The 12,510-nt window shown below is 60.9% G+C and carries 8 protein-coding genes; 5 read left to right on the top strand and 3 right to left on the bottom strand.

Annotated elements, in window-relative coordinates; all coding sequences use genetic code 11:
* Positions 1 to 91: 91 nt before the first annotated feature.
* Positions 92 to 2,491 carry a sensor domain-containing diguanylate cyclase gene (locus tag ACA055_RS08975; RefSeq protein ID WP_497683299.1) on the bottom strand — a complete coding sequence of 800 codons (2,400 nt, stop codon included), beginning with the start codon at positions 2,489 to 2,491 and terminating at the stop codon, positions 92 to 94.
* A gap of 142 nt (positions 2,492 to 2,633) precedes the next feature.
* Entirely contained in the window at positions 2,634 to 4,904 is a 2,271-nt protein-coding gene (gene rlmKL / locus ACA055_RS08970) for a bifunctional 23S rRNA (guanine(2069)-N(7))-methyltransferase RlmK/23S rRNA (guanine(2445)-N(2))-methyltransferase RlmL (RefSeq protein WP_497683298.1), read from the bottom strand.
* A gap of 529 nt (positions 4,905 to 5,433) precedes the next feature.
* Here rlmKL and rmf point away from each other — a divergent pair.
* Positions 5,434 to 5,649 (top strand): ribosome modulation factor, encoded by a 216-nt coding sequence (gene rmf / locus ACA055_RS08965; protein ID WP_003223300.1) that lies wholly within the window; start codon positions 5,434 to 5,436, stop codon positions 5,647 to 5,649.
* A 251-nt stretch (positions 5,650 to 5,900) separates the two neighbouring features.
* On the opposite strand, the gene ACA055_RS08960 is transcribed toward rmf, so the two are convergent.
* Positions 5,901 to 6,926, bottom strand: coding sequence for a quinone-dependent dihydroorotate dehydrogenase (locus ACA055_RS08960; RefSeq protein WP_497683297.1), 1,026 nt, complete (start codon positions 6,924 to 6,926; stop codon positions 5,901 to 5,903).
* A 230-nt stretch (positions 6,927 to 7,156) separates the two neighbouring features.
* Between ACA055_RS08960 and ACA055_RS08955 the strand changes: the two genes are divergently transcribed.
* The 4 genes from ACA055_RS08955 to ACA055_RS08940 all read left to right on the top strand — a co-directional run bounded on the left by ACA055_RS08955 (position 7,157) and on the right by ACA055_RS08940 (position 12,189).
* On the top strand, positions 7,157 to 8,368 hold the full coding sequence (locus tag ACA055_RS08955; RefSeq protein WP_497683296.1) for a CmpA/NrtA family ABC transporter substrate-binding protein: 1,212 nt from the start codon (positions 7,157 to 7,159) through the stop codon (positions 8,366 to 8,368).
* A gap of 15 nt (positions 8,369 to 8,383) precedes the next feature.
* Positions 8,384 to 8,959 carry an ANTAR domain-containing response regulator gene (locus ACA055_RS08950; protein WP_128870630.1) on the top strand — a complete coding sequence of 192 codons (576 nt, stop codon included), beginning with the start codon at positions 8,384 to 8,386 and terminating at the stop codon, positions 8,957 to 8,959.
* 340 nt (positions 8,960 to 9,299) lie between these two features.
* Positions 9,300 to 10,511, top strand: coding sequence for a nitrate/nitrite transporter (locus ACA055_RS08945; protein WP_497683295.1), 1,212 nt, complete (start codon positions 9,300 to 9,302; stop codon positions 10,509 to 10,511).
* Between the two features lie 7 nt (positions 10,512 to 10,518).
* A complete protein-coding gene (locus ACA055_RS08940; protein ID WP_497683294.1) occupies positions 10,519 to 12,189 on the top strand; it encodes a bifunctional protein-serine/threonine kinase/phosphatase in 1,671 nt (556 codons plus the stop codon).
* Positions 12,190 to 12,510: the final 321 nt, after the last annotated feature.

Genomic DNA, 12,510 nt, shown 5'->3' with positions numbered 1-12,510 from the left:
CAGTCGACATTAATGCTGAATGACACACCGCTTTCGCGAGCAAGTCGAATCGTCGCACCGCCGCGCCCACAGGGTCTGCGTACAGCCTGGGTTAGTTCATCTGTGCCTCAACCCGATCCCGTCCTGCCTGCTTCGCCGCATACACCCCCGAATCCGCCCGCAGCAACAGCGCATCCGCGCCCTCGCCGACGCGCCAACTGGCAATTCCGAAACTCGCGGTGACGGTCCCGACCCCCTCGATCGGAGAGCTGCGCAGCGCTTGCCATAACTGCAAGGCCAGGACATGGGCATGCTCGCCGTCGCTATCCGGGCAGAGCACCATGAATTCCTCGCCCCCCAGGCGACAGAACACGTCAGTGCGGCGCAGCCGATGGCCGATACGCTCGCACACCGCTTGCAGTACACGGTCACCCACGGCGTGGCCATGCAGGTCGTTGATGCGTTTGAAGTGGTCGATGTCGAGCATGATCACCGAAAACTCGCCGCCACCACGCTCGACCCGGGCCATTTCAGTGGTCAGTCGCTCCTGGAAATAGCGGCGGTTGTGGATGCCGGTCAGGGAGTCAGTGATGGACAGCGCCCGGAGCTCTTCTTCCACTCGTTTCAGATCGGAAATGTCCGAGATATAGCCATGCCAGAGCACCCCGCCACCGGGCAATTCCTCCGGGGTCGCCTCCCCGCGGACCCAACGCAGGCCGCGCAGGGGCAGTTGCACACGGTATTCCTCACGCCAGGGGCTGAGGGTATCCGCCGACGCCCGGATCGAGGCGCGCACGCGAGTGGTGTCCTGGGGATGAATCCGGGTAAAAATCGCCTCGGCGTTGAGCAACAGCACATCCGGATCGAGTTCATAAATCTCGCGAATACCGTCGCTGGCGTAGATCACACTGAAGCGCCCGTCGAATTCCATCTTGAACTGGTAAATCCCGCCGGGCACATGGGCGCTGAGTTTCTTCAACAGCAGGTCCCGTGCCGCCAGGGCCTCGTAGACTCGCTTGCGTTCAGTGATGTCGATGCAGATCGCCAGGTGACCGACCCACAGGCCTTGTTCATCGAGCACCGGAGTCGCCAGCATGTTCACCGCCAGATGACTGCCATCGCCCCGGACCAGCGTCCACTCCCGCGCTTCGTGACCGCCCTCCTCGCCCCCCTCGACCAACATCGCCTGACACGTCGGAATCGGCTTGCCATAGCGCGCACTCAACTCCGCCGAGCGTGCGATCAGCTCCCGGGGCAGGTGCAGGTTTTCCAGGGTCATGCGACCCACCACCTCAGCGCTGGAGTATCCGAGCATCTGCTCGGCCCCGGCATTAAAGGTGCTTATAACGCCGCGCAGGTCGGTGGCGATGATGGCCACCTGAGTCGCGGCATTCAGCACGCCGCGCAACTGGCCATGGGTGCCGCGCAATTCCTGCTCACGGGCGTGCAGTTCCTGGGTCCGCTGTTCCACCATCTTCACGGCCCGTTGGCGCTGACTGACCAGCACATAGAGCAAGGCGCTGAGCAACAGGCTGAGCAAACCGCCCAGCACCACCAGGCTGCTCACCGAAGAATGGTTGGCCTGAAGGAAAGCCTCACTGGGCTGGATATCGACCTGATAATCATGGTCGGCCAGTCGCAGCAACCGGGTCGCGGCCAACTCACTGGGGGCGGGCCCGTTAGGAGATTCAAACAGTACTTCGTGCTTATCGTCTGTGGATAAGTCGAGGATGCGCACCGATAGATAATCCCGGCCCGCCTCCGGCAATCCATCCGCCAGCAACTGGCGCATGCTGATTACCGCCATCACATACCCGTACGGTTTCGTCGACGCCGCGCTCGGGTTATTGCGCGGTGAGATCGGCGCGACCAGCAAAACGCCCCGCGCATAGGCGGGCTCGATACTCACCAGATGCATGGGTTGCGACACCGCCATGTCGCCGCGCTGATCGGCCCGCTCAAGGGTGGAACGGCGCAGGGGCTGGGCCAGCAAGTCATAACCCAGCGGCGAGCCGAGTTTGCTTTGCGTCTGGCTGAAGAGCACTGCCACGTACTCGTCCCGTTCGGCCGCCAGTTGCAGTTGGCCGTCGGCATTGAGTTCACGCAGGGTGAAATCGGGCAGCCCCTCTTCACGCACCTTGCGTTCGAATTCCGCCCGCTCGGCACGGCTGACCCGCAGCGCGAACGAATAGGCTTGTGTCCGGTGCAGCAGGAGTTGGGTGTAGCCGTCGAACTCCTCTCGGGAAACCGAGTCGGAATTGGCAAAGAACCGGCGCAGGCCATCGAGGCGCTGCTCCTGATCTTCGAAACGTTCTTCGATACGGCTGTAACGTTCACTGGCCAGCAGTTGAAAACGTTGCCGCAATTGATGGTGAAACAGATTCAGCGTCGACCAGGCCAGCAATCCGGTGAGAATCCCACCGACGAGCAATACCAGCAGCGCGACCAGCCAGGCCGAAACGTCTTCACTGATAAACCCCAGGATCTTCGGGCGCACGGCGTGCAACGACATAAATACAACTCAAAACGCCAGGTGCGGGAAAGCCCATTGGCCATGGGTTGAGTTATAGCTATTAGCCACTAATTTGACCAGCACTGAAAGAAGCCAAGAGCCTTTAAAAATCAAGGCTCTGTGGATCCAATCAAATTAGCCTTTAACGGGCCATGATTTTCCATGCGCGGTGGATCTTGCCATTACGGGCAAAATCCGGATCGATGGTTTGTGCGGTGATTTCCTCGACCGCGTAACGCTCGGTCAGATTGTCCTCAAGCACGAACTTGCGGAAGTTGTTGGAGAAGTACAACACCCCACCCGGCGCCAGGCGCGCCATGGCCAGGTCGATCAATTGCACCTGGTCACGCTGCACGTCGAAGATCCCTTCCATGCGCTTGGAGTTGGAGAAGGTTGGCGGATCGATGAAGATCAGGTCGAACTCGTCACGGCAGGCGTCGAGCCAAACCATCACGTCGCCCTGCTCCAGGCGGTTCTTTTCGGAGAAACCGTTCAGCGACAGGTTGCGACGCGCCCAGTCCAGGTAGGTTTTCGACAGGTCGACGCTGGTGGTGCTGCGCGCGCCGCCCTTGGCGGCATGAACACTGGCGGTCGCGGTGTAGCTATAGAGGTTGAGGAAACGCTTGCCCTCGGCCTCTTTCTGGATGCGCATGCGCATCGGCCGGTGGTCGAGGAACAGGCCGGTGTCGAGGTAGTCGGTGAGGTTCACCAGCAACTTCACGCCGCCTTCGTTGACCTCGACGAACTTGCCTTGTGCAGCCTGGCGTTCGTACTGCTTGGTGCCGCTCTGACGCTCGCGACGTTTGACCACCACGCGGTTTTTGTCGATGTTCAAGGCCTGCGGAATGGCCGCCAGGGCATCGAACATCCGTGCCGAGGCTTTTTCCGGATCGATGGATTTCGGCGCGGCGTATTCCTGGACGTGGACCCAATCCTGATACAGATCGATGGCCATCGAGTATTCCGGCATGTCGGCATCGTAGACGCGGTAGCAGTCGATACCTTCACGCTTGACCCACTTGCCCAGGGCCTTGAGGTTCTTTTGCAGGCGGTTGGCGAACATTTGCCCGCCTTCGCTCAAGCGCGGTTGCTCGATCACCACCGGTGCCGGTTTGATCGGGTTGCCGTTCTTGTTGTACTTCTCGTACTTGCCCGGCGCCACGTCGTTGCCTTCGACTTCGACTTCGGCCTGCTCACGTTCGATCTGACGCTGTTCCGGGGTGCGACGCTCACCGGTGACGAACTGGTCCGGCGTGACCTTGATCAGCAGCAATTTGCACGGCAAGGCGCCGTTCCAGAACGAATACTGTTTGTGGCTGCGAATGCCCATGCGCTTGCCCAGGTCCGGGGCACCGGTGAACACCGCCGCTTCCCAGTTCAGGCAGGCCTGACGCAGACGCTCGCCGAGATTCTGGTAGAGGTAGAGCAAGCTCGCCTCGTCACCCAGACGCTCGCCGTACGGAGGGTTGCAGATCACCAGGCCTTTCTGGTTCTGGTCTGGACGCGGTTCGAACGTACCGACTTCGCCCTGATAGATCTTGATCCACTCGCTCAGACCGGCACGTTCGACGTTGTTGCGGCCCGGTTGAATCAGGCGCGGGTCGGCTTCGTAACCGCGAATCCACAGCGGCGGCTTGGCCAGGCCGGCTGCGCAACGCTCGGTGGCTTCTTCGTGAAGTTTTTTCCACAGCGCCGGCACGTGTCCGAGCCAGGCGGTGAAGCCCCACTGCTCGCGACGCAGATTCGGCGCCATGTCGGCGGCGATCATCGCCGCTTCTACCAGGAACGTACCAACACCGCACATCGGGTCAGCCAGCGCGCCGCCATCGGCAGCAATGCGTGGCCAGCCGGAACGGATCAGGATCGCGGCCGCGAGGTTTTCCTTCAGCGGCGCCGCACCCTGCTGCAAGCGGTAACCGCGCTGGTGCAGGCTGTGACCAGAAAGATCGAGCGAGAGGATCGCTTCGCCGCGGTCCAGGCGCAGGTGAATGCGCAGGTCCGGGTTGAGCTTGTCGATGGATGGACGATCGCCTTGCGGGGTGCGCAATTTGTCGACGATGGCATCTTTAACTTTCAAGGCACCGAAGTGGGTGTTGTCGATGCCCGAGCCGTGACCGCTGAACTCGACGGCCAGGGTGCCGTCATTGAGCATGTGGTCCTGCCACTCGATGTCCAGCACGCCATGGTAGAGGTCTTCGGCGTCCTTCATCGGGAAACGCTTGAGCACCAGCAGCACCCGGTTCGCCAGGCGCGACCACAGGCACAGACGGTAAGCGGTTTCCATGGTTGCCATGCCGCGCACGGCAGAGGTGTGCTCACGCGCTTCTTCAAGGCCAAGCCCGACGGCTTCCTCGATGAGCAGGCCTTCAAGGCCTTTTGGGCAAGTGAGGAAGAGTTCGAAACGATCGGACATGGGAATTCCAGAACCTTTAGCTGAGTGAACCGGCAACGCATTGCCGGCCCGGTTTTCAATCAGGCGCTTTTCTCGAAGAGCGCCCGCGTGGCACGAAGGTGTGCCGTCCCACCCCTGCTGCTCGGGTTAAAAGAGCTTAGATGCAAAGGCAGATAAAAAAGTTGAAGCAACAAAATGTCATAAGTCGACCCTTCGTCGAATAATCCCCTGGGTAACAGGAGCCATTCTCACTAAAGGATTAACCCCATCATCCAGCGCGGGGCCGATCATACCGGGGGTTTGGCGAATAAACACGGACCAGACATCCGGTTACTTATGGCCATACCACCTTAACGGTTACGTCCTTATGACAAAACGATCATTCCCTCGATGTGACGCATTGGTTAGAACTCAACACAGGTTGACGTCGCAACGGCGTCAACACCTTGGCTCGCGACGCCGGCAGCGAGCCCCAACGGCAGATATTTTCTGCCAGACCTCGATTGAGGTCGACGCGATAAATACAGTCAACAAGTGAGGGCAACACCCTATGAGAAGACTTAAGCGTGATCCGTTGGAAAGAGCATTTTTGCGCGGATATCAATATGGCGTTGGTGGCAAATCCCGTGAGCTTTGCCCATTTACTCTACCGTCGGTACGCCAAGCCTGGATTAACGGCTGGCGAGAAGGACGCGGCGACAACTGGGACGGTATGACCGGCACTGCGGGAATCCACAGACTCAACGAACTTCACGCCGTCGGCTAACACAGGGCACACACTCCGACACGACAATCTGAATACTGAATGACTTAACCACGCACGCCCCATCCGGGCGGCGGGCTCCGGCCCAGGGGCTCCTTCGAGGAGCCCTTTTTTATGCCTGCAAAAACCCAATCTCGACCTGCACACCAATCAACTGTGGGAGCGGGCTTGCTCGCGAATGCGGTGTGTCAGTCGACATCAATGCTGACTGACACAACGTTTCGCGAGCAAGCCCGCTCCCACAGGTTCTTCGTTTACCTTGAGCGCAGGGCAGCGATGGCGTCGACGGATTCACGAATCAGCGCCGGGCCTTTATAGATGAAGCCGGAGTAGATCTGCACCAGGCTCGCACCCGCAGCGATTTTCTCAGCCGCATGCTTGCCCTCGGTAATGCCGCCCACGGCGATGATCGGCAAGCGGCCGGCCAGTTCGGCGGCGAGCACCGTCACTGTGTGTGTGCTCTTGTCGCGAACCGGAGCACCGGACAGACCGCCCGCCTCGTCGCCATGCTCCATGCCTTCGACGCCCACGCGGCTCAGGGTGGTGTTGGTGGCGATCACCGCGTCCATCCCGGTTTCAATCAGCGCTTGTGCGACCTGCGCAGTTTCCTCGTCGGTCATGTCCGGCGCGATCTTGATCGCCAGCGGTACGTGTTTGCCATGACGCAGGGCCAGTTCCGCCCGGCGCGTCGCCAGGTCAGCGAGCAACTGCTTGAGCGAGTCGCCGAATTGCAGGCTGCGCAGGCCCGGCGTATTCGGCGAGCTGACGTTGACCGTCACGTAGCTGGCGTGGGCGTAGACCTTGTCCAGGCAGATCAGGTAGTCATCGACGGCACGCTCCACCGGGGTGTCGAAGTTCTTGCCGATGTTGATACCCAGCACGCCCTTGAACTTGGCTGCCGCGACACGAGCCAGCAGGTGATCGACGCCGAGGTTGTTGAATCCCATGCGATTGATGATCGCCTCGGCTTCCGGCAGTCGGAAAATCCGTGGTTTCGGATTACCCGGCTGCGGACGCGGGGTAATGGTGCCGATTTCGACAAAACCGAAACCCAGTTGCGCGAAACCGTCAATGGCCGCGCCGTTCTTGTCCAGACCCGCCGCCAGACCCACCGGATTCGGGAAGTCCAGGCCCATGACGTTCACCGGCATTTTCGCCGGCGCCTTGCACAGCAAGCCGTTGAGTCCCAAACGCCCGCCCGCGCCGATCAGGTCCAGGGACAGATCGTGGGAGGTTTCCGGGGAAAGTTTGAACAACAGCTGACGGGCCAGGGTGTACATGGGCGGCTTTGACTCGAATGGCGGCGAAATGAGGCGGCGATTATAGCCGGGCATCGGCGTCGCAAGCGAGGCGCACGAAAAAATCAGCGGGCGATGGCATATGCCTTGCACCGGTATAGGCATCAGCACTCATGCCAACGACGGGATGAGTCGAAAGACAAAGGCGTCGTCACCCGGCTTTGCTCGCGCGAGGGCCAGGGACGACGCTTTTTTTTGGAAGGTGTTTAGCCATGAATGAAACCACAGCGGGCCCACTGGCCTGGGTCAATGGAAGCGATGCCCCGGAAAAGACCGAAATCAACCTCGGCTTCATGGCCCTGAGCGATTGCGCCTCGGTGGTGGTCGCCGCCACTCAGGGCTTCGCCCAGCCCTACGGCCTGACCCTGAACCTCAAGCGCCAATCATCCTGGGCCAATTTGCGGGACAAACTGGTAAGCGGCGAGCTTGATGCCGCCCACAGTCTTTACGGTCTGATCTACGCCGTTCACTTGGGCATCGGCGGCATAGCCCCCACTGACATGGCAGTGCTCATGGGCCTGAATCAGAACGGCCAGAGCATCAACCTCTCCCACGGGTTACAGGCCTTGGGCGTGACCAGTCCTGAAGCACTGGATCGGCACGTGCACCAAAGTCGCCCAAAACTCACCTTTGCCCAGACATTTCCTACCGGCACCCACGCGATGTGGCTGTATTACTGGCTCGCCAGTCAGGGGATTCATCCGCTGCAGGATGTCACCAGTGTGGTGGTGCCACCGCCGCAAATGGTCGCGCACCTGCAAGCAGGGCGTATCGACGGTTTCTGCGTCGGTGAACCCTGGTCGGCGAGCGCGGTGAAACAGAACCTCGGCTTCACCCTGGCAACCACCCAGACCATCTGGCCCGATCACCCGGAGAAAGTCCTCGGTTGCACCCGTGCCTTCGTCGAGCAATACCCCAACACCGCCCGGGCGTTAGTGATGGCGATTCTGGAGGCCAGCCGCTTCATCGAAGAGAGCACCGAGAATCGCCGCAGTACCGCGCAATTGCTGAGCGCACCGCAATACTTGGATACACCACTCGATTGCATCGAGCCGCGACTGCTCGGCGACTATGCCGACGGCCTCGGCAATCGCTGGCAAGACCCGCACGCGCTGCGCTTCCATAGCGATGGCGAGGTCAATCTGCCCTATCTGTCCGATGGCATGTGGTTCATGACCCAGTTCCGTCGCTGGGGCTTGTTGCGCGACGACCCGGACTACCTCGCGGTGGCCCGTCAGGTCCAGCAACTAGACTTATACCGTGAGGCCGCCACCGCGGTCGGTGTCGGCGTCCGGGATCAGGAAATGCGCAGCAGCCAGTTGATCGACGGCAAGGTCTGGGACGGCTCGGACCCAGCCGGCTATGCCCGCAGTTTCAAGCTGCACGTCATGAGCGACAGCTCGCCCCTTCTCGCCAGCCGCTGACAGGAGAATGCGAATATGTTGCGTATCCTGCTGATCAACGACACCGCGAAGAAAGTCGGACGCCTGAAAGCCGCCCTGACGGAAGCCGGGTTCGAAGTAATTGACGAATCCGGCCTGACCATCGACCTGCCGGCGCGCGTCGAAACGGTGCGTCCGGACGTAATTCTGATCGATACCGAGTCACCGAGCCGCGATGTCATGGAGCAAGTGGTGCTGGTATCCCGCGACCAACCGCGGCCGATCGTGATGTTTACCGACGAACACGACCCCGACGTGATGCGCCAGGCAATCAAGTCCGGGGTCAGTGCCTACATCGTCGAAGGCATTCACGCACAACGCTTGCAACCGATTCTTGACGTGGCCATGGCGCGCTTCGAAAGCGACCAGGCCCTGCGCGCACAACTGCATGCCCGAGACCAGCAACTGGCCGAGCGCAAGCGCATCGAGCTGGCCAAAGGGCTGCTGATGAAAATGAAGGACTGCAATGAGGAACAGGCCTACACCCTCATGCGCCGCCAAGCCATGAGCCGCCAACAGAAGCTGATCCAGGTGGCGGAGCAGATCATTGCCATGAGTGAGTTGCTTGGCTGAGGTCTGCGGTGAATGTTCTATCGTCTTCGCGAGCAAGCCCGCTCCCACTTTTGATCTGTGTACGACGCCTTTCCCTTGTGGAAAGCGGGCTTGCTCGCGAATAGCCGGAACTCGGTATCGACTGTTGGCACAGATCTCGCTAAGTAATCGGTACAGGTAACCAACGGCGGTTGCCCCACCTACGACAAAGACGTCGCTCACCTCATTTGCCCATGGCGAATCGGGTGGCGGCGTTTTTTAGTTTTGGCCCCACAGCCCGGGGCCGGTGGTGCGGCCGTTGCGGCGCCCCACCTGCAAGCTCATGACTCCTTCTCGAGACGACTAACAGCTGAGGTGCGCGATGAATTCAAGCTTCTGGAAATCCGGCCATACCCCGACACTGTTCGCGGCCTTCCTCTATTTCGACCTGAGCTTCATGGTCTGGTACCTGCTCGGCCCCTTGGCGGTGCAGATCGCCACCGACCTGCAACTGACCACCCAACAACGCGGGCTGGTGGTGGCCACGCCGATTCTGGCCGGGGCTATTCTGCGTTTTGTGATGGGCTTGCTGGCCGATCGCCTGTCGCCCAAGACCGCCGGGCTGATCGGCCAGGTGATCGTTATCTGCGCCTTGTTCGTCGCCTGGAAACACGGCATCCACAGCTACGAACAAGCGCTGTTGCTGGGCCTGTTCCTCGGCATGGCCGGCGCCTCCTTCGCCGTTGCCCTGCCGCTGGCGTCGCAATGGTATCCGCCAGAGCACCAAGGCAAGGCCATGGGCATCGCCGGTGCCGGCAACTCGGGCACCGTGCTCGCCGCACTGATCGCTCCGGTGCTGGCTGCGGCGGTTGGTTGGAGCAACGTGTTCGGCTTCGCCCTGATCCCGCTGATCCTGACCATCATCGTCTTCGCCTGGCTGGCCAAGAACGCCCCCGAGCGGCCAAAAGCCAAGTCGGTGTCCGATTACTTCAAAGCCTTGGGCGACCGCGATAGCTGGTGGTTCATGTTTTTCTACAGCGTGACCTTCGGCGGCTTCATCGGCCTGGCCAGCGCCCTGCCCGGCTATTTCAATGACCAATATGGCTTGAGCCCGGTGACCGCCGGCTACTACACCGCGGCCTGCGTGTTCGGTGGCAGCCTGATGCGCCCACTGGGCGGCGCGCTGGCCGACCGTTTCGGCGGTATCCGCACCCTGCTCGCGATGTACACCGTGGCCGCGATCTGTATTGCCGCGGTCGGCTTCAATCTGCCGAGTTCCTACGCGGCATTGGCACTTTTCGTGTGCACCATGCTCGGTTTGGGTGCAGGCAACGGCGCAGTTTTCCAGTTGGTACCGCAGCGTTTTCGCCGGGAGATCGGCGTAATGACCGGCTTGATCGGCATGGCCGGTGGCATCGGTGGTTTCGCCCTCGCGGCAGGCATGGGCGCGATCAAGCAAAGCACTGGCAGCTATCAGTTGGCGCTGTGGTTGTTCGCCAGTCTTGGCGTACTGGCCTGGTTTGGTCTGCACGGGGTGAAACGTCGCTGGAGAACCACTTGGGGCTCGGCCGCTGTCACCGCTGCGCGGGTGTGAGGGCTAAATGAGCCTGCAACTGAGTTTTGCCGAAGCGAGCGCCATCGGCCCTCGCGAGGAGAATCAGGACGCCCTGCGCCTGGTGACTCCGGCTCCGGCGCTGGCGGCGAGCAAGGGTTACCTGTTCGCCATCGCCGACGGCGTCAGCCAGTGCGCCGATGGCGGTCTCGCCGCCCGTTCGACGTTGCAGGCATTGGCGCTGGACTATTACGCCACGCCGGAAACCTGGGGCGTCGCCCAGGCACTGGATCGTCTGCTGCTGGCACAAAATCGCTGGCTGCAGGCCAATGGCGGTGGGCAACCGCTGCTGACCACTGTCAGCGCTTTGGTCCTGCGCGGTAGGCGATTTACCCTGGCCCATGTCGGTGATTGCCGGGTGTATCGCTGGCACGCCGATCAGTTGCAGCGGGTGAGTGAGGATCACGTCTGGGACCAGCCGGGCATGCAGCATGTGCTCAAACGGGCATTGGGGCTCGATCAGCACCTGGTACTGGATTTTCTCGATGGCGAACTGCGCCTCGATGAGAGCTTCGTGCTCCTCAGCGATGGCATCTGGGCCGTGCTGGGCGACACCACCATTGCGGCGATTCTGCGCGATCAAACGGATCTGGACAGCGCTGCGCAGACACTGGTGAATGCCGCGCATCTGGCCGGCAGCCAAGACAACGCCAGCGCTCTGTTGGTGCGGGTCGATGCCCTCGGTGAAACAAGCATCGGCGATGCGCTGATTCATTTACAGCAATGGCCGCTGCCGCCTGCGCTGAAACCGGGGCAGACATTTGAGGGCTGGGAAGTCGAGGGAATACTCGGCCAGAGCCAGCAATCGTTGCTCTATCGAGTCCGCGACGGGCAACAACAACCCTGGTTGCTGAAAACCTTACCCAGTCGTTTGCACGACGATCACCAGGCTGGGCAAGCACTGCTGTCAGAAGAATGGTTTCTCAAGCGTGTGGCCGGGCGGCATTTTCCTGAAGTCCATGCCGCCAGCCAGCGTCAGCATTTGTACTACGTGATGCGCGAATATTCGGGATCGACCCTGGCGGATTTATTTGCCCGGGTCGGCACGCTGCCATTAGCCCAATGGCTCGACCTGGCCGAACGCCTGTTGCGGGCAGTCGGCATATTGCATCGAAGGCAAATTCTCCACCGCGATATCAAACCGGAGAACCTGCTGCTGGGGGACGACGGCGAATTGCGATTGCTGGACTTTGGCCTCGCCTATTGCCCCGGTTTGTCTGAAGACCAGCCCTCGGCGCTGCCGGGAACGCCCAGCTACATCGCCCCGGAGGCCTTTCGCGGCGACACGCCGACACCGCGACAGGATCTGTATGCGGTCGGCGTGACCTTGTATTTCCTGCTTACCGGGCATTATCCCTACGGTGAAATCGAAGCGTTCCAGCGGCCACGGTTTGGCGTGCCGGTCAGTGCCAGTCGCTACCGGCCCGACCTGCCGGAATGGATCGCACAAAGCCTGGAGCGCGCCGTGGCGGTGGACCCGGGTCAGCGGTTTGAAACAGCGGAAGAATGGTTGCTGCTGCTGGAACAGGGAGAACGGCGCAGCTTGAGCGTTCGTCCGCGGCCATTGCTGGAGCGTGAGCCGCTGAAGGTCTGGCGGACCTTGGCACTGGTGTCGTTGGTGGTGAATCTGGTGCTGCTGTTTCTGGTATTCCATGGCTGAAAACCAGTCGCGCCCTTCGCGAGCAAGCCCGCTCCCACCGGGATTTTATGAATGCCACTGATCCAATGTGGGAGCGGGCTTGCTCGCGAAGGCGGACTGCCAGCCACCGCGGTTTCGCTGTCCTGCGCTCCATTACTGGGCAACACGCTTTGATTCGGTGCAATAACTCACACTCCTCGCTTTGACACTTCAACCAAACCCAACAAATCCGGGGCCTTCAAGCACTTGGCACAACCACTGCATTACCCTTTTCACCATACATAAAGCCCAGCCTTCAACGACGAACGCTGCGCTTCCCGAGAGAACGGGACAAGGACAAAG

It is taken from the genome of Pseudomonas sp. LBUM1657 (assembly GCF_059716075.1).
This window is presented reverse-complemented; position numbering and strand designations above follow the sequence as displayed.

Bases quoted from the DNA above. Each gene is read 5' to 3' on its own strand.
- rmf (WP_003223300.1), top strand. From the start codon at position 5,434: ATGAGAAGACTTAAGCGTGATCCGTTGGAAAGAGCATTTTTGCGCGGA.
- ACA055_RS08975 (WP_497683299.1), bottom strand. From the start codon at position 2,491: ATGTCGTTGCACGCCGTGCGCCCGAAGATCCTGGGGTTTATCAGTGAA.
- rlmKL (WP_497683298.1), bottom strand. From the start codon at position 4,904: ATGTCCGATCGTTTCGAACTCTTCCTCACTTGCCCAAAAGGCCTTGAA.
- ACA055_RS08960 (WP_497683297.1), bottom strand. From the start codon at position 6,926: ATGTACACCCTGGCCCGTCAGCTGTTGTTCAAACTTTCCCCGGAAACC.
- ACA055_RS08940 (WP_497683294.1), top strand. From the start codon at position 10,519: ATGAGCCTGCAACTGAGTTTTGCCGAAGCGAGCGCCATCGGCCCTCGC.
- ACA055_RS08950 (WP_128870630.1), top strand. From the start codon at position 8,384: ATGTTGCGTATCCTGCTGATCAACGACACCGCGAAGAAAGTCGGACGC.
- ACA055_RS08945 (WP_497683295.1), top strand. From the start codon at position 9,300: ATGAATTCAAGCTTCTGGAAATCCGGCCATACCCCGACACTGTTCGCG.
- ACA055_RS08955 (WP_497683296.1), top strand. From the start codon at position 7,157: ATGAATGAAACCACAGCGGGCCCACTGGCCTGGGTCAATGGAAGCGAT.